We start from the raw sequence: 17,212 nt of genomic DNA on the forward strand, positions 1-17,212 counted from the left end.
TTTCCCGCCCCCCACCGCCACACCGTCAGTCACGCCTCCCCCGGAGCCGCACCGTCATGTCCACAGCGCCCGAGGCGACCTCGTCGCCGTCCGTGCTCGCCAGAATCCGCAAGACGCCCTTCTGGGCCCAGATCGTCGCCGGCCTCGTGCTCGGCGTCGCCCTCGGTTACCTGGCCCGCGCGGCCGACATCTCCTGGCTGGCCACCACCCTGGAGACCATCGGCCGGATCTTCGTCCAGCTGCTGAAGCTCGCCGTCCCGCCGCTGGTCTTCACCGCGATCCTGGTCAGCGTCGCCAACCTGCGGAACGTCACCAACGCCGCCCGGCTGGCCGTCCGCACCCTGCTCTGGTTCGCGATCACCTCGCTGATCGCGGTGGCCATCGGCCTCGGCCTCGGCCTGCTCACCAACCCGGGCGAGGGCACCAACCTCAAGACCGAGGGCCTCAAGGCGCCGAAGTCCACCGGCAGCTGGATCGACTTCCTCACCGGGATCTTCCCGACCAACATCGTCACCGCCTTCACCGAGGTCGAGGTCCTCCAGATCGTCTTCCTGGCGATCGTGGCCGGCGCCGCGATCATCAAGCTCGGCGCCAAGGCCGAGCCGGTGCTCAAGCTCAGCGAGTCGGTGCTCGAACTGATCCAGACCGCGCTCTGGTGGGTCATCCGGCTCTCGCCGCTCGGCACCCTCGGCCTGATCGGCAAGTCCGTCGCCAAGTACGGCTGGGACCTGCTGGAGCCGTTCGCGACGCTGACCGTCGACGTCTACGTCGGTTGCGCCCTGGTGCTGTTCGGCGTGTACTCGCTGCTGCTGAAGTTCGCCGCCGGCCTCAACCCGGTCAACTTCTTCAAGGGTGCCTGGCCCGCCATCCAGCTGGCCTTCGTCTCCCGCTCCTCGGTCGGCACCCTGCCGGTCACCCGCCGGGTCACCGAGCGGCTCGGCGTCCCGAGCGAGTACGCCTCCTTCGCCGTCCCGTTCGGCGCCACCACCAAGATGGACGGCTGCGCCGCGATCTACCCCTCGCTGGCCGCGATCTTCGTCGCCCAGGTGTACGGCATCGACCTCGGCATCAAGGACTACCTGCTGATCGCCTTCGTCTCGGTGATCGGCTCGGCCGCCACCGCCGGTCTGACCGGTGCGATCGTGATGCTGACGCTGACCCTCTCCACCCTGGGTCTGCCGCTGGAGGGCGTCGGTCTGCTGCTGGCCATCGACCCGATCCTCGACATGGTCCGCACCGCGACCAACGTCGCCGGCCAGGCCCTGGTGCCGATCGTGGTCTCGGCCCGGGAGAAGACGCTCGACCTGGTCGCGTACAACAACCCGGCCGGTGACCTCTACGACGACGCCCCGGCCTCGGCCCGGGCCACCGTTCCGGCCCAGGCCGGCGGCAAGGCCCCCGCGACGGCCTGACGCCCGCCCCGCACGGACGCGGCCCCCTCTCCCGGTGAACGGGCGAGGGGGCCGTTGTCGTACGCGCGTTGTCGTACGCGCGTTGCGGTGCGGGTGTTGTCGTGCGCGCGTTGTCGTACGCGCGAGCGTTGTTGTGCGCGAGCGTTGCCGTGCGCGCGCCCCGGGCATCGCGGGGTGCGGGGCCGCGGGCGGCGGGGCCGTGTCCCGCGCCGGGCCCGGAAAAGGCAGGGGGCCCGCCGAAAGGCGGGCCCCCTTGGGTACTGCTGCTCTTGTGCTCACCGTGACGGCCCTGCGGCCGACGGCGGACCCGACGGGTCCCGAGCGATCAGATCCTCATCGAGGATGATTCAGACAAGGGTGACGTTCTCCGCCTGCGGGCCCTTCGGACCCTGGGTGACGTCGAAGCTGACCGCCTGGTTCTCCTCCAGCGAGCGGAAACCGCTCGCGTTGATGGCGGAGTAGTGGACGAAGACGTCGGGGCCGCCGCCATCCTGGGCGATGAAGCCGAAGCCCTTCTCAGCGTTGAACCACTTGACGGTTCCCTGAGCCATGCCGTTCTCCTTGCGAGGGACGTATCGGGGACCACACCGTGTGGCACCCGGTCCGCTGCGCTGATCGCCCTGCCTCCGGACGGGTCCGGAGTTTTCGATATTGCTGAAAAACTACAAAAAGCCTGCGGTTACATGCTCCGCAGGCTTCAAGTACTGCAAGGGGAATCAAACTGCAACTGAGGGCAACGCTAGCATGCGGCTGCTGTGACGACCAGGGGTGACTTGCGTGCTGGACACCGCGTGTCGTAAGGCGGTTGCGGTGATCGGCACGGTGCGTCACGGAAGGGTGGTGCGGACCTTCCCGACCAGCGGGCATACCCTGCGGGGAGGCGCACGAACAGTAAGGGAGCGGCGCGGTGGCAGTACCGGACGAGGAAACGCGGGAGGCCCGGGAGAACACCCCGGTCCGGCCCCGAGTGGGGCATATTCAGTTCCTGAACTGCGTACCCCTCTACTGGGGGCTGGCCAGGACCGGCAATCTGCTCGACCTGGATCTCACCAAGGACACGCCGGAGAAGCTCAGCGACCAGCTGGTCGCGGGTTCGCTGGACATCGGTCCGATCACCTGTGTGGAGTACCTGCGCCACGCGGACGAACTGCTCGTGCTCCCCGACATCGCCGTGGGCAGCGACGGCCCGGTGATGTCCTGCGTGATCGTCAGCAAGGTGCCGCTCGCCGAGCTGGACGGCCGGAAGGTCGCCCTCGGCTCCACCAGCCGGACCTCCGTCCGGCTCGCCCGCCTGCTGCTGGAGGAGCGGGAGGGGGTGCGGCCGGAGTACTACAGCTGCCCGCCCGACCTGGAGGCGATGCTCGCCGAGGCCGACGCGGCCGTGCTGATCGGCGACCCGGCGCTGCGCGCCTACCTGGGACAGGCGGCCGAACGCGGCCTGACCGTGCACGACCTGGGCGAGATGTGGAAGGAGTGGACCGGGCTGCCGTTCGTCTTCGCCGTCTGGGCCGCCCGCCGCGACTTCGCCGAGCGCCGGCCCGAGCTGACCTCGGCCGTCCACCGCGCCTTCCTGGAGTCCCGGGACCTCTCGCTGGTCGAGGCCCGCGAGGTGGCGACGCACGCGGCCCGCTGGGAGGCCTTCGACGCGGAGGTGCTGGAACGGTACTTCAGCGAGGCCCTGGACTTCTCGCTCGGCGAGCGGCAGTTGGCCGGGGTGGCCGAGTTCGCCCGGCGGGTCGCGCACGACAGCGGGTTCGCACCCGATGTGGCCGTCCGGCTGCTGGAGCCCGCGCCGGTGGAGCCGCTGGAGCCGGCGCTGCTGGAGCCCGCGCCGCTGGTGGTCTGAGCCCGACCCCGCTTCCTCCCGGGACGGCGGGCCGCCCCGGGAGGAAGCGGGTTGTGGCACGGCGTCCGCCCGCCGCCCGATAGCGTCTGCACCCGAGCGGGCCCCGGCGGCGGGCCGGGCGGGTGACGGGAGCGTGCGGGGGATGCAGGCACTGGGAGCGGACGACCCGCGGCAGGTGGGCGCGTACCGGCTGCTGCGCCGGCTCGGCGCGGGCGGCATGGGCCGGGTCTACCTCGGCCGGACGGCGGGCGGCCGCACAGTGGCGGTCAAGGTGGTCCGCGGCGAACTCGCCGAGGACGCCGAGTTCCGGGCCCGGTTCCGGCAGGAGGTGGCCGCCGCCCGCCGGGTCGGCGGGACGTGGACGGCCCCCGTCCTCGACGCGGACACCGAAGGGGCCCACCCCTGGGTGGCCACCGGCTACGTCGCGGGCCCCGCGCTGGGCGGAGCCGTCCGGGAGTACGGGCCGCTGACCGACCCCGCGGTCCGCACGCTGGGCGCCGTCCTGGCCCAGGCGCTGGAGCACGTGCACGGGCTCGGCCTGGTGCACCGGGACGTCAAGCCGTCCAATGTGCTGCTCACCCTGGACGGCCCGAGGCTGATCGACTTCGGCATCGCCCGCGCCCTCGACGCGGCCACCGGGCTCACCCAGTCCGGCTTCGTGGTCGGATCGCCCGGATTCATGTCGCCGGAACAGGCGAACGGCCGCCCGGTCGGGCCGCCCGGCGACGTCTTCTCGCTCGGCGCCGTGCTCGCGTACGCGGCCACCGGGGTGCACCCGTTCGGCGAGGGGGTGAGCGCGGCCGTCCTGCTCTACCGGGTGGTGCACGAGGCACCGGACCTGACCGGGCTGGCCCCCGGGCCGCTGCGCTCGATCGTGCTGGACTGCCTGGCCAAGGACCCTGCCGTCCGGCCGACGCCGCGGCGGCTGCGGGAGCTGCTGGACCCCGACGGCTCGGCGGTCGGCCGGCTGGGGCAGGGCGGCGGGTGGCTGCCGCCGGCGCTGGCGGCCGCGGTGGGGCGCAGTGCGGTGCAGCTGCTGGACCTGGAGGGGCTGGAGCCGGAGGGGGACGCGTCCGTCGGCGGGGTGGCGGTGGAGCGGACGCCGACCTTTGTGACGGGCGGCGGCGGGGCGTCGACGGGGGGCGGTGCTGGGGGCGGTGCCGGGGTCGGGGTCGGGGTCGGGGTGTCGGCCGGGGGCGAGGGGGCTTCGGGGACGGGGACGGGGTCGCGGGAGGTGCCGCCGGTGCCGTCGGTGGCGCCTCGGTCGGGGGTCGCGGACGCGACTCCCCGACGGCGACGGGGTGTGGCGGCGCCGGCGGCCGCCGCGGTGCTGCTGGTGCTCGCGGGAGGCGGGTACGGCGCGTACCTGGCGTGGGGACCGGAGGAGCCGGGCCCGGGGCCGACGGCGACGGCGTCGGGTGCGACCTCGGCCGCCGGTGGGGCGACGGGTGGGGGCACCCAGGCGCCGCCCTCGCCGGTCCGGTCCGTCGCACCGTCCTCGTCGTCCTCGCCGACCGGTTCGTCCTCGTCGTCCCCGTCACCCTCGCCGACCGGTTCGACCGGTTCGTCGGCGACGACCGCGCCGTCGGGGCCGAACGTGGTGCCCGAGGCCTTCCTCGGCACCTGGCGCGGGGACATGGTCACCCAGAAGGGGGTTCCCGCCGGCACCACCACCCTGGTCATCGGCCGGGCCGCGATCGGGCAGGAGGCCACCACCAGCCGCAACGAGCTGACCGGCCTGCTCTCGATCACCTGCGAGGGTGCCTGGACGCTCACCTCGGCCGAGCCGGAGAAGCTGGTCTTCACCTCCCGCCTCGTCCGCTCCTCGCTGCCCGGGGCGTGCACCGGCGGTGCCTACTCCGAGACGCTCACCCTGCAGAAGGACGGCACCGTCCGTTTCGGCTCCGCCGACCCCAACGCCGGGAACCCGTCCGGGACGCTGCGGCGGACGGGCTGACGCAGGGCTCCGAGGGCCCTGGCGTAGGCTGATCCGGATGCGACCCGGTGCCCCGGCACGGAGTCGCCGCACGTCGTAGTACCCGGAGCGGTCGGCACCGTCGAACGGCCCGGAGTACGCGGAGTACCGGTAGTACCGGAAGCACCGGATGTACCCGAGAGAGAGAAGGCCGCAAGGTGTCCGAGCTCGCAGCGACCACCCTCGATGCGCCCAGCACCGACCTGCAGGCCGTCCTCGACCGGGCCGCCGGCGGTGGCCGGATCAGCCCGGAGGAGGCGCTGGAGCTCTACCGCTCGGCCCCCCTGCACGCGCTCGGCTCGGCGGCCGACGCCGTGCGCCGCCGCCGCTACGCCGGTACCGAGCACATCGCGACGTACATCATCGAGCGCAACATCAACTACACCAACGTCTGCGTGACGGCGTGCAAGTTCTGCGCCTTCTACGTGCCGCCGAAGAGCGACAAGGGCTGGTCCCGCGACCTCGAGGAGATCCTGCGCCGCTGCGCGGAGACCGTCGAGCTGGGCGGTACCCAGATCATGTTCCAGGGCGGCCACCACCCGGACTACGGCGTCGAGTACTACGAGCGCGCCTTCTCGGCGATCAAGGCGGACTTCCCGCAGCTGGTCATCCACTCGCTGGGCGCCTCCGAGGTCGACCACATGGCGCGGATCTCGGGCGTCTCGATCGAGGAGGCCATCACCCGGATCCACAAGGCGGGTCTGGACTCCTTCGCCGGTGCCGGGGCCGAGCTGCTGCCCGAGCGCCCGCGCAAGGCGATCGCGCCGCTCAAGGAGTCGGGCGAGCGCTGGCTGGAGATCATGGAGGCCGCCCACAAGCTGGGTGTCGAGTCCACCTCCACCATGCTGATGGGCACCGGCGAGACCAACGCCGAGCGGATCGAGCACCTGCGGATGATCCGCGACGTGCAGGACCGCACCGGCGGCTTCCGCGCCTTCATCCCGTACACCTACCAGCCGCAGAACAACAAGCTCCAGGGTTCGACCCAGGCGACCGTCTTCGAGTACCTGCGGATGATCGCCATCGCCCGCCTGTTCCTCGACAACGTCGCCCACATCCAGGGCTCCTGGCTGACCACCGGCAAGGAGGCCGGCCAGCTGTCGCTGCACTACGGCGCGGACGACCTCGGCTCGGTCATGCTGGAGGAGAACGTGGTCTCGGCGGCCGGTGCCAAGCACCGCTCCAACCTCACCGAGCTGATCCACCTGATCCGGACCGCGGACCGTGTCCCCGCCCAGCGCTCGACCACCTACCAGCACCTGCGGGTGCTGGACGACCCGGCCAACGACCCGGTCGACCCCCGGGTCGCCTCGCACATCGCCTCCACCGCGATCGCGGGCGGCACGGCGCACCCCGAGCTGAAGATCCTCGACAACCGCTGACACCTGGTTGCCGGCACCTGAGCGCCGGTACCTGACCGCCGGCGCCTGACCGCTGGTACCTGACCGCTGACCGCTGATTCCTGCTGAGGCTCCCGCACCGCCGTGCTGACCCTGCACCGGGCCGCTCTCGTGCTGCCCGACCCGGCCGATCCCACCGCCCCGTCCCACGTCGACGGGGCGGTGCTGGTGCGCGACGCGCTGGTCGAGGCGGTCGGCCCGTACCCGGAGCTGGCGGCGGCGCAGCCGACGGCCCGGGTCCGGGACTGGGGTGACGCGCTGCTCGGCCCGGGGCTGCGGCACCCGGACGGGCACCGGCTGCTGGAACGGGCGTACCACCCCGACCCGCGCGAGGAACTCGGGGACGCGCCGGTGCCGGACGGCCTGGTGGGGGAGACGGACGAGGCGCGGTGCGGGGCGAGCGCGCGGCGTGGGCTGCAGCGCATGCTCGGGTTCGGGGTGACGGCGGTGGCCGGGCCGTTCGAGCGTGCCTCGGTACGGACGGCGGTGGCCCGTTCGGGGCTGGTCGCGCTGCCGGGGGCGGGCTCCGCCGAGCCGGTGGGCCTCCCGATGGTGGGCCTTTCGCCGGTTGGCCTTCCGGGCGCGGTGGGCGCGGTGGGGGCGGTGTGGTCGCTGGATCCGCTGGTGGGGCTGTCGTTCGCCGAGGCCGTGCACGGCCGGCTGGTGGTGGGCGGCCGGGCGGACTTCGCGGTGTTCGCGGTCGCCCCCGGTGGGGACGGTCCGAGGGCGGGCGGGTGCCGTGCGACGGTGCTCGGGGGGCGGCTGGTGTTCCGGCGCCGCTGAGCGTCGTCCGCGTCCGTTCGGGTTGTTGGTCCCGCTGTCCGTCGGCGGGCGTTTTCGCGGCGCGTGTCGCCTACTCGTCGGTAGGCGTCCGATTTTTCCCTGGTGGTCCGTACTCCCGTGCGACACAGGAGACTTGCTTCGTATGCCGTCGAACTTCGGCTCCGTCCCGGTGGCCTGATTCTCCCTCCGCCGTGACCTGAAGGCCCGCCAGCGGATAGCATCCGGCTCAGCTCAGTCCGTACCCTCACCACACCTCGCCCGTTCCCGCGGGCGGCGGGGCCCCGTCCCAGGCTCCGAACGCACGCCAGGACAGGAACCATGCGATCCGCGACCGTCCCCCCGCAGCGATCCCCGCGGTTGGGCCGTGGCTGGTACATCACCGCCGTGCTCAGCGCCGTGCTGGCCGTCGGGATGTGCCTGCTGGGGTGGCGTCAGGCCGAGCAGGCCGACCGGATCGGAGCCCACCCGGTGCGGGTCGAGGGCCTGGTGACCCAGCTTCCGGGCGGTGGTGGCTCCTACAGCACCGTCAGCTACCAGGCCGGGGGTCAGCATCACACCGCCACCGCGCTGCCGCTGGCCGACGGTGCCAAGGTCGGCGACGGGGTGTGTCTTGAGCACGCGGCCGACGACCCGCGCGCGGTGCGGATCTGCGGCGACACCTATCCGCAGCCGGTCGGCGTCGGCCTGGCCCGGTTCAGCGTGCCGGTGGCGGTGCTGCTGTTCGCGGTCTGCATGCTGCGGATCCGGCGGCACCGGCGGGCGGTGGCGGTGCGGAGCGGGCAGAACCGGTTCGCCACCACGGTCGCCCTGGCGACCGGTGCGCTGGCCGACGGGATGCCCGCGATAACCCAGGGCAAGCGTTCGCGCCGTCGGCGCCGCTCGGGCGGACGACGCGCCCTGCACTGAGGGCGCGTGGGCGATCCGGGCCCGTGGGGTCCGGGCCTGCGGGGTCGAGTGCTGTGGGGTCGGATGCTGCGGGTCGGGTCCTGTGGGAGTCGGGTGCTGGGAGAGTCGGGTTCTGGGGGCGTGAGGGTGGTTCCGCGCGCCCTCCGAGTGCTTCGAGAACGTGGCCATGGGGGGCCGGTGCTGTTCCCGGACTGTCCGGAAGGCGCCCCCTTGCCCGGATCGCCGGAGCCAGGGTGAACAATGGGGGCGTGACCCGAGCCTCCCTGGACAAGCAGCCGCACGAAGTCGCCGCCATGTTCGACGACGTCGCGGCCAAGTACGACCGCACCAACGACGTGCTCTCGCTCGGCCAGGCCCGCGCCTGGCGCCGCGCGGTGGCCGAGGCGGTGGACGCCGGGCCGGGGGACGTCGTGCTCGACCTGGGGGCCGGTACCGGCACCTCCTCGCTCCCCTTCGCGGAGGCCGGGGCCAAGGTCGTCCCGTGCGACTTCTCGGTCGGCATGCTCGCCGAGGGCAAGCGCCGCCACCCCGAACTGGCGCTGACCGCAGGGGACGCCACCCGACTGCCGTTCGCCGACAACATGTTCGACTCGGTGACGATCTCCTTCGCGCTGCGCAACGTCCACGACACCGAGGCCGCGCTGAGCGAGATGTACCGGGTCACCAAGCCCGGCGGCAAGCTGGTCATCTGCGAGTTCTCGACGCCGACCTGGACGCCGTTCCGGACCGTCTACACCGAGTACCTGATGCGTGCGCTGCCCCCGGTCGCCACTGCGGTGAGCAGCAACCCGGACGCCTACGTCTACCTCGCCGAGTCCATCCGGGAGTGGCCGGACCAGCCCGCGCTGGCCGCCCGGCTCCAGGAGGCCGGCTGGTCCAAGGTGGCCTGGCGCAACCTGACCGGTGGGATCGTCGCCCTGCACCGGGCCCACAAGGTCTGACCGGTCGCCGGCGGCTGGTCGCCGGTCGGCGGTGGCCGGTCGCGGCCGGTCGCGGGTGGTCCAGCCGGTCCGGTCGCCGGTCGGTCGGGCTGGTCAGGCCCGTCGGCGCCCCGCCGGGACCGGCCGAAGCGCCGTCCGCAGCTCATAGACTCGTCCAAGCCCAGCCGCGCCGGCCCCCGCCGGCCGGTCGACCCCCAGCAGGAGTGTGCCCACCGTGTCCGAGACCGCCGTTGACCTGAGCGCAAGCGTTGTGGAGAGCACCGCGGACGTCATCGTGGTCGGCGCGGGCCCGGCCGGCGCCACCACCGCGTACTACCTCGCGCAGGCCGGTCTGGACGTGCTGCTGCTGGAGAAGACCAGCTTCCCCCGGGAGAAGGTCTGCGGCGACGGCCTGACCCCGAGGGCCACCAAGCAGCTGGTGGACATGGGCATCGACGTGTCGACCGAGAACGGCTGGCTGCACAACAAGGGGCTGCGGATCATCGGCGGCGGGATCCGGCTGGAGCTGGACTGGCCCGAGCTGTCGGCCTTCCCGGACTACGGTCTGGTCCGCAAGCGGGCCGACTTCGACGAGCTGCTCGCCCGTCAGGCGGAGAAGGCCGGGGCCCGGCTCTACGAGCGCTGCAACGTCAGTGGCCCGGTGCTGGACGAGCGGACCGGCCGGATCGTCGGTGTCACCGCCAAGCTCGGCGACGAGAAGCGGCCGGTGACCTTCCGCGCCCCGCTGGTCGTGGCGGCCGACGGCAACTCCACCCGGCTCTCGCTCGCCATGGGCCTGCACCGCCGGGAGGACCGCCCGATGGGCGTCGCCTACCGCACCTACTTCACCTCGCCGCGCCACGACGACGACTACCTGGAGTCCTGGCTGGAGCTGTGGGACACCCGGGCCGGGGAGCGCAAGCTGCTGCCCGGCTACGGCTGGGTCTTCGGCATGGGCGACGGCACCTCCAACGTCGGTCTGGGCATCCTCAACTCCTCGCCCGCCTTCGGTGAGCTGGACTGGCGCGAGGTCCTCAAGGCCTGGTGCGCGAGCATGCCGGAGGAGTGGGGCTACACCCCCGAGAACATGACCGACCCGATCCGGGGCGCCGCGCTGCCGATGGCCTTCAACCGGCAGCCGCACTACACCCGAGGCCTGCTGCTGGTCGGCGACGCGGGCGGCATGGTCAACCCGTTCAACGGCGAGGGCATCGCCTACGCGATGGAATCCGGTCAGATCGCCGCCGGGGTGATCGTCCAGGCCCACGCCCGGGTGACCGAGGCCGGTCGGGAGCGCGCGCTCCAGGCCTACCCGCGGATCCTCAAGGACGTCTACGGCGGCTACTACACGCTGGGCCGCGCCTTCGTGAAGCTCATCGGCAACCCGAAGGTCATGCAGCTCGCGACCCAGCGGGGGCTGACCCACCCGATGCTGATGAAGTTCGTCCTCAAGCTCCTGGCCAACCTCACCGACCCGCAGGGCGGCGACGCGATGGACCGCGTCATCAACGGCCTGGCCAAGGTCGCGCCCAACGCCTGACCGACCGGCGGGGGCTCGGGCCCGGCTGCGGGTCCGGCCGCGGGCCCGGCTGCGGGCGCGTCCGGCGGCCTCCCGGCGGCCTCCCGGCGGGCCCGTGCGGGCCCGTGCGGGGGTCCGGGCGCCTGGGGGTGGCGCGGGCGGCCCGGTTCGTCCGGGGCCTACGGCTCGCGGCGGCTGGCGGCGGAGCGGTTCTCGACGTACGTGAGGCGGTCGGCGAAGACCTGGGCGGCGTCGGGGGTGAGCGTGCGGAGCGCGACCAGCGCGGAGAAGACCACGTCGCACAGCTCGTGCTGGACGTCCTCCCAGGTGTGGGTCACGCCCTTGCGCGGATTCTGACCGGTCGCACCGATCACGGCCGCGCTGACCTCGCCCACCTCCTCGGAGAGCTTGAGGATCCGGGCCAGCCGCTCCTCCTGCGGAGGGAGCGGGCTCTCCTGGTCGAGCCAGGCGACCATGTGGTCGACGCTTTCCCAGATCCTGCTGTCCATCGGCACGGCTCCCGTACGGCTCGCGGTCGTGCAGACCACCGTACGGGAGCCCGACCGGCCCCGAAGGTGGCTCAGCGGGTGGAGATCTTCACATTGCGGATGTTCACGGGCAGGGTGGGGAAGCCGTCGCCGGGGTTGTTCTGGTCGTCCTCGCCACCGGCGGCGATCTTCTGCAGGACGTCCAGGCCCGAGGTGATGCGGCCGAAGGGCGTGTAGGCGGGGGAGAGCTTGGTGTCCTTCCAGACGAAGAAGAACTGGCTGCCATTGGTGTTGGGGCCCGCGTTGGCCATCGCGACCGTGCCGGCGGGGTAGGTCGCGCCCTCCAGGTTCTCGTCCGGGAAGGAGTAGCCGGGCCCGCCGCTGCCGGTGCCCGTCGGGTCGCCGCACTGCAGGACGAAGATCCGCTGGGTGGTCAGCCGGTGGCAGTGGCTGCGGTCGAAGTAGTCACGCTCGGCGAGGAAGCGGAACGAGAAGGTCGTGCAGGGCGCCTTGTCGGTGAGGGCCTGGAAGGTGATCGACCCCTGGGTGGTCTTCAGGGTCGCGCTGTAGGGCTTGGCGGCCTTCCGGGCGTCGAAGACCGGGATGCCCTTGAAGTTGTCGGCGGGAACCGCCGGGCTGTAGGTGCAGGTGGTGCCGGCCGCGCCGGTCCCGGCCCCGGCCGAGGGGGTGTCCGCGACGGCGGTGCCGGTGCTCACCACGATCGGCAGAACGGTGGCTGCGGCGATCAACGCCCAGTGCTTCCGGGTCACTTGGCTGGCCTTCCGGGTCGTGAGGGGCGGCTGCATTGTCATGGCGACATCATCCATGTCGGGGTGGAGATCCGGTAGGGGTCGGTGGGAAGGGGTCGGTGGGAGGGGTTCGACAGACGGGGCTCGACAGGCGGGTGCGGGAAGAGCGACATGGCAGGCGCGGGGGAAAACCGTTGATCGGGAACGGCGCGGTGCGCGAGGATGACGGGCGCCTGCTCAACTCCGGGATCCGTCCGACGACGTGCGCGACTCTCGTGTGCCGCTTCCGTTCGCTTCGAGAGGGTCCCGCCCATGCGCGCATCGTCCTCCGCTCTTCTGCGTGATCTGCCGGTACTGCTGGTGGCGGTGGTCTGGGGGTCGAGCTTCCTGGCCGTACAGCGGGTGGCGGAGCCGGACACGGTGGTGGCCATGCTGGTCCTGCGGTTCGGTCTGGTCCTGCCCGTGCTCGGACTGTTCGCCTGGCGCGCGCTGCGGGGGCTGCGGCGTGCCGAGTGGTTGGGCGGGGCCGCCCTCGGGCTGGTGCTCGGTGCGATCTTCCTCCTGGAGACCTTCGGCGCGGTGCACACCTCGGCGACCAATGCCGGCCTGATCATCAGTCTCACGATCGTGTTCACTCCGCTCGCGGAGAGCGCGCTCGCCCGGACGCCACTGCCGCGACCCTTCCTCGCGGCAGCCGGTCTGGCGGTGGTGGGCATCGCGCTGCTGACCGGCGAGGGTGGGCTGCGGGCCCCTTCGGTCGGGGACCTGCTGGTGCTGGGTGCCGCTGTCGTGCGGACGGTCAATGTGCTGGCCACCGCGCGCGTCAAGGCGATCCGGGAGACCGACACACTGGCCGTCACCTGGGTCCAACTGGCGACCGCGACGCTGGTGTTCGCCGCGGTCGCGCCGTTCGTCGGCCCGTCGCCCTGGACGGTCGCGGCCGCGTACGGGCCGGCCCAGTGGGGCTGGCTGCTCCACCTGACGCTGCTCTGCACGCTGTTCGCGTTCTTCGTGCAGATGTGGGCCGTCCGCACCACCTCGCCCTCCAGGGTCAGCCTGCTGCTGGGCACCGAACCGCTCTGGGCCGCGGTGTTCGGCATCACCCTGGCCGGCAACCACCTCGGACCGCTCGCCCTGCTGGGCGGTGCCCTCGTCCTGGTCGGCACCGAGTGGGGCCGCCGGACCGCCTCGGCGCCGCCCCGGGAGGCCGAGTCGGCCGAGCCGGCGGAGCGGGCGTCCGTCCCGGCGTGACCCCGGTCCGGGCCACCTGCGCGGAGCACCCCGCCCCCGACCCTCGTCGGCCCGGTCACCGCCGCCGCCCCAGGGTGCGGCGGGCATAGGCGAAGGTGACCGCGGCGACCAGCGGACCCCAGACGACCATGGGCAGGTAGCAGAGGGTCATGACCACTGCGGCGAGGCCCTGAGGAGCCTCGGGATCGCTCAACTGGTCGGCCCAGCCGCCGAACAGCGCACTCGCCCCGAGGTAGGTCAGCACGGCCGAGCCGATCGCGGCGGGGACGATCGCGGCGATCGGCCGGACGGCGCGGCCGCCGATCAGCGGGATCCACGAAGGGACCACCTCGCCCCAGGGCCGGACCAGCCCCATGGTGAGGAAGGCCAGGAACTCGGCCAGCCCGCTCAGGGTGACGAGGTACACGGTGCCCCAGCCGGGGGTGTTGCCCTCGAAGACCGCGGCCAGCTCCCCGCTGAAGCCGACCGGGATGCCGACGCCGAGGGCGAGCCGCCAGAGCCCGGACGGCACGGTGGTCCAGACAGTGGCCCTGGCGGCCAGCTCGGCCCAGCGGGGGGTGCCGTCCGGACGGACGGCGCGCTTCCGGGCGGCGGCCCGGCGGGAAGCGGCGGCCGTGCCCGGGGTGCCGGTGCCCGGGCCGACTGCTCCGACGCCTGCGACGGGTGTGCTCGCGACGGGTGCGCCGGTGGCGGATGCGGTGGTGACGGATGCGGTGGTGGACATGGTGGCCGACTCCTTCCCGGCCGGCCCCCGTGGCCGGTCCGACGGGATCAAGACTGGCCGTCGGACCCGGGTCGCCATCAGTGCCGATCGGGCTGTTCTGGCTGCTCGAACCGGGTGCGGAAATGTGCCGATCGGCACAGGCGGAGACCTCAGACGATCCGTAGGCTGCTCGCAGGAAGGAGGCGATGATGAGTCAGGTCCTGGCGTTGGCCGCCCCGGCGGTGGTTCTCTGCGGGTGGTTCCTGCGTTCCCGGTTCGGGATCGCGGCGGTGTGCTTGGCGGCCGCTGTGGTCTCCATCGGGGCCACGTTCGGCGCCTGGGCGGCCGGCCGCTGGGCCGAGTCGGAGCGTTGGGCCGGCCTGGTCGGCATGCTCGAACTCGCCTCCCTGCTGGCGCTGGTGGTCCTGACGCTGCGGGCCGAGGGCGGTCGGCGCGGAGCCGTCGCGGCCTGGACGATCGGCGGCGCGGTTGCGCTCTGGCCGTCCCGGTTCGAGGACGCGTCCGGCGCGGTGGGCGCACTGACTCTCTTCGGCTTCGGTTCGGTCTTCTCGTTGCCGGCCGTCCTGATCGGGCTCTACCTGCGCGGGCTGGACGACAACCGGCGGCGCTCGGTGGCTGCGGCCCGGCGCACTCAGCGACTCGAACTTGCCCACGACCTGCACGACTTCGTCGCCCATGACGTCAGTGGCATGGTCGCCCAGGCGCAGGCGGGCACCGTGCTCGCGGCCTTCGACCCGGTGCGGGCCGCAGCTCTGTTCGAGCGGATAGAGCAGGCCGGGTTGCAGGCCCTGGCCTCGCTCGACCGGACGGTCCACCTGCTGCGCAGCGAGGACGGGGACGGTGCGGAGCGCACCCCGCAGCCCGGCCTGGCCGAACTGGTCGAGCTCACCGCGCGGTTCACGGACTCGGGCGACGTGGTGGTGCGACTGGACGCTCCGGCCGAGGAACCGACGGTTCCCCGGGAGGTGGCGGCCACCGCCTACCGGATCGTGGTCGAGGCCCTGACCAATGTGCGGCGGCATGCTCCCGCTGCCCGCGTGGTCGACGTCCGGGTGCGGAGCGAGGGGCGGCGGTTGACGGTACGGGTCCGGGACGACGGCGGTGGGGCCTCGTCGCCGTCCGGGTCGAGGCGGGGTGGTGGCGGCAGTGGCCTGGCAGGTCTGTCTGCCCGGGTGGAGGCCTTGGGCGGCACGCTGAGCGCCGGCCGCGAGGGCAAGGGTTGGCAGGTGGCGGCCACCATGCCCCTGAAGATCGGGTAGTTGCCCCGGGTCCGGGGGACCGGCACCGCCTCACGGGGCGAGGAGCGGCACCGCCGCGACGGCGGGGCTGACAGGTGGGACAGGAGCGGCAGGCGCGGGACAGACGCGCTACGGAGGAACGGAAGGAGGTCGGCCGATGAGCATCCGGGTGCTCCTTGCCGACGACGACGAGGCGATCCGCAGCGCGTACCGGATCATCCTCGACGCGCAGCCCGACATTGAGGTGGTCGACGAGGCCGCGGACGGTGAGGTGGCGGTCGCCCTGGCCGAGCGGCTGCGCCCGGACGTGATCCTCGCCGATATCCGGATGCCCAGGCTGGACGGTCTGGAGCTGACCCGGCGGTTGGGCGGGGAGTTCCGGGTGGTCGTGGTGACCACCTTCGACCTGGACGAATACGTGCACGAGGCGCTCCGTGCCGGGGCGGCGGGCTTTCTGCTCAAGCGCTCGGGGCCCGCGCTGCTCGCGGAGGCGGTCCGGGCCGCTGTGGCGGGGGACGCGTTGATCAGCCCGCAGATCACCGTGCGCCTGCTCCGCCAACTCTCCGGAGGCAGCAGCGGGAGCGGCATCGGAGGAGGCATCGGAAGCGGCAGCACCGGCGGTGCCGCAGGCCGGCGGGAGCGGCGGCCCCTGGGCGGACGGATCGCGGAGAGCGAGCGGATCGGCCCGGTCGAGGAGCTCACCGCACGAGAGAAGGAGATCGCGCGGCTCGTCGCCGACGGCGCCACCAACGGCGAGATCGCGGAGCAACTGTTCATCAGCGCCGGCACGGTGAAGAACCACCTGGCCTCGGTCCAGCGAAAGCTCGGTGCGCGCAATCGGGTCGGAATCGCCGCCTGGGCCTGGGAGAGCGGAGCCTGAGCCACTCCGCCCCGTCGCCCCACCGAGGGGAGGCACCCCAGCCCGCCGCCGACAGGTGACCCGATCAACAACTGCCGGGACAGGGCCGCCCCGGCCCACCGTCGAGAGGCGACCCGGCGCACCTCCGATACACACCCCGACCCACCTCCGAGAGGTGCCTCGGCCCACCTCCGATACGCACCTCTGCCCACCGCCGAGAGGTGCCCCGGTCCACCGCCGGGAGACGCTCCGGCCTGCGCTCGGCGTGCTTGTGAACGAAGGGTCAAGCGGGCGTTCGCGGGGCCGCCACCCCTGAGGGTGAGCCGGTATAACACGTCAACATGACGCCCGGAAATTTGCCTTCCGCTAGACGAAGTTGATATAGGACGACGGCCCTGACCAGCCGCTTCGCAGATAAATGCGACTGCTTGTGACCATTTGACTTCTTTGCGTTGACAACTCTCGTCATGCTCACCTTCATCATGATTCACAAGGTGGCGGAGATCACAAAGATCGTCTTGAACTGCGTGTCGCAGATCACAAGCCGACGGGCATAGGATGCGCTCGTTCCAGGCTTTGTGAACTGCCTCACATGGGGTGGATCCCGGGAACTGGAACGCCGGGTTCACCACAGTGTGACCCGACGGTTCCGATCTGCAGTCAAGGACGACTGGACGGAGGGAGCGGGGGCTATGAATGCCTACGCGCCGATCCTCGTACTCGGTGCCATCGCGGCGGCGTTCGCGGTCGGCTCCGTCGTGATGGCCTCACTGACCGGGCCCAAGCGGTACAACCGGGCCAAGTTGGAGGCGTACGAGTGCGGCATCGAGCCGACCCCGCAGCCCGTGGGCGGCGGTCGGTTCCCGATCAAGTACTACCTGACGGCGATGCTCTTCATCGTCTTCGACATCGAGATCGTCTTTCTCTATCCGTGGGCGGTGAGTTTCGACGCCCTGGGGATCTTCGGACTGGTCGAGATGCTCCTGTTCATCGCCACTGTCTTCGTCGCCTACGCCTACGTCTGGCGGCGCGGCGGCCTGGAGTGGGACTGAGCCGGGGGAGGGGCCGGGTACCGGGCGTCCGTCGGACCTTGTGAACGGGCGGACAAGCCCGAACCGGCGGACGGGCCCGAACGGGTGGGC

16 protein-coding genes are annotated in these 17,212 nt (G+C 72.3%); 12 read left to right on the top strand and 4 right to left on the bottom strand.

From position 1 onward, the window contains the following. The first annotated feature begins 56 nt into the window (after nucleotides 1-56). On the top strand, nucleotides 57-1,412 hold the full coding sequence (locus tag ACW14Y_RS23695; RefSeq protein WP_380302881.1) for a dicarboxylate/amino acid:cation symporter: 1,356 nt from the start codon (nucleotides 57-59) through the stop codon (nucleotides 1,410-1,412). Between the two features lie 347 nt (nucleotides 1,413-1,759). Here the strand turns inward: ACW14Y_RS23695 and ACW14Y_RS23700 are convergent, their stop codons facing one another. Next, entirely contained in the window at nucleotides 1,760-1,963 is a 204-nt protein-coding gene (locus ACW14Y_RS23700) for a cold-shock protein (protein ID WP_030393541.1), read from the bottom strand. Between the two features lie 356 nt (nucleotides 1,964-2,319). On the opposite strand from ACW14Y_RS23700, the gene ACW14Y_RS23705 reads away from it, so the two are divergent. From ACW14Y_RS23705 to ACW14Y_RS23735, 7 genes are all read left to right on the top strand, one after another. Next, entirely contained in the window at nucleotides 2,320-3,258 is a 939-nt protein-coding gene (locus tag ACW14Y_RS23705) for a menaquinone biosynthetic enzyme MqnA/MqnD family protein (RefSeq protein WP_380384705.1), read from the top strand. Between the two features lie 142 nt (nucleotides 3,259-3,400). Continuing rightward, nucleotides 3,401-5,215, top strand: a complete 1,815-nt coding sequence (locus tag ACW14Y_RS23710) for a serine/threonine-protein kinase (RefSeq protein ID WP_456983408.1) — start codon at nucleotides 3,401-3,403, stop codon at nucleotides 5,213-5,215. 176 nt (nucleotides 5,216-5,391) lie between these two features. After that, on the top strand, nucleotides 5,392-6,615 hold the full coding sequence (gene mqnC / locus ACW14Y_RS23715; protein WP_380302875.1) for a cyclic dehypoxanthinyl futalosine synthase: 1,224 nt from the start codon (nucleotides 5,392-5,394) through the stop codon (nucleotides 6,613-6,615). A 102-nt stretch (nucleotides 6,616-6,717) separates the two neighbouring features. Next, nucleotides 6,718-7,416 (top strand): hypothetical protein, encoded by a 699-nt coding sequence (locus tag ACW14Y_RS23720; RefSeq protein WP_456983410.1) that lies wholly within the window; start codon nucleotides 6,718-6,720, stop codon nucleotides 7,414-7,416. 318 nt (nucleotides 7,417-7,734) lie between these two features. Beyond that, nucleotides 7,735-8,322, top strand: a complete 588-nt coding sequence (locus ACW14Y_RS23725; protein WP_266271088.1) for a hypothetical protein — start codon at nucleotides 7,735-7,737, stop codon at nucleotides 8,320-8,322. A gap of 248 nt (nucleotides 8,323-8,570) precedes the next feature. Beyond that, nucleotides 8,571-9,263 (top strand): demethylmenaquinone methyltransferase, encoded by a 693-nt coding sequence (locus ACW14Y_RS23730; RefSeq protein WP_266271089.1) that lies wholly within the window; start codon nucleotides 8,571-8,573, stop codon nucleotides 9,261-9,263. 235 nt (nucleotides 9,264-9,498) lie between these two features. Then, the gene (locus ACW14Y_RS23735) at nucleotides 9,499-10,782 is read left to right on the top strand and encodes a geranylgeranyl reductase family protein (protein ID WP_380302902.1); all 1,284 of its coding nucleotides are present in this window, start codon (nucleotides 9,499-9,501) and stop codon (nucleotides 10,780-10,782) included. 158 nt (nucleotides 10,783-10,940) lie between these two features. Here ACW14Y_RS23735 and ACW14Y_RS23740 read toward each other — a convergent pair whose 3' ends face one another. Further along, nucleotides 10,941-11,270 (bottom strand): MazG-like family protein, encoded by a 330-nt coding sequence (locus tag ACW14Y_RS23740; RefSeq protein ID WP_380435843.1) that lies wholly within the window; start codon nucleotides 11,268-11,270, stop codon nucleotides 10,941-10,943. Nucleotides 11,271-11,341: 71 nt separating this feature from the next. Continuing rightward, nucleotides 11,342-12,019: a peptidylprolyl isomerase gene (locus ACW14Y_RS23745; protein ID WP_380384712.1), complete on the bottom strand. Its 678-nt coding sequence runs from the start codon at nucleotides 12,017-12,019 to the stop codon at nucleotides 11,342-11,344. A 291-nt stretch (nucleotides 12,020-12,310) separates the two neighbouring features. Here ACW14Y_RS23745 and ACW14Y_RS23750 point away from each other — a divergent pair, with 291 nt between their 5' ends. Beyond that, the gene (locus ACW14Y_RS23750) at nucleotides 12,311-13,249 is read left to right on the top strand and encodes a DMT family transporter (RefSeq protein WP_456983414.1); all 939 of its coding nucleotides are present in this window, start codon (nucleotides 12,311-12,313) and stop codon (nucleotides 13,247-13,249) included. Nucleotides 13,250-13,304: 55 nt separating this feature from the next. On the opposite strand, the gene ACW14Y_RS23755 is transcribed toward ACW14Y_RS23750, so the two are convergent. Then, nucleotides 13,305-13,973: a hypothetical protein gene (locus ACW14Y_RS23755; RefSeq protein ID WP_380302864.1), complete on the bottom strand. Its 669-nt coding sequence runs from the start codon at nucleotides 13,971-13,973 to the stop codon at nucleotides 13,305-13,307. Nucleotides 13,974-14,158: 185 nt separating this feature from the next. Between ACW14Y_RS23755 and ACW14Y_RS23760 the strand changes: the two genes are divergently transcribed. From ACW14Y_RS23760 to ACW14Y_RS23770, 3 genes are all read left to right on the top strand, one after another. After that, nucleotides 14,159-15,232 (top strand): sensor histidine kinase, encoded by a 1,074-nt coding sequence (locus tag ACW14Y_RS23760; protein ID WP_456983416.1) that lies wholly within the window; start codon nucleotides 14,159-14,161, stop codon nucleotides 15,230-15,232. 136 nt (nucleotides 15,233-15,368) lie between these two features. Continuing rightward, a complete protein-coding gene (locus ACW14Y_RS23765; protein ID WP_456983418.1) occupies nucleotides 15,369-16,091 on the top strand; it encodes a response regulator in 723 nt (240 codons plus the stop codon). A gap of 671 nt (nucleotides 16,092-16,762) precedes the next feature. Further along, nucleotides 16,763-17,122 (top strand): NADH-quinone oxidoreductase subunit A, encoded by a 360-nt coding sequence (locus ACW14Y_RS23770; protein WP_014137597.1) that lies wholly within the window; start codon nucleotides 16,763-16,765, stop codon nucleotides 17,120-17,122. Nucleotides 17,123-17,212: the final 90 nt, after the last annotated feature.

Source organism: Kitasatospora sp. cg17-2 (genome assembly GCF_054031055.1).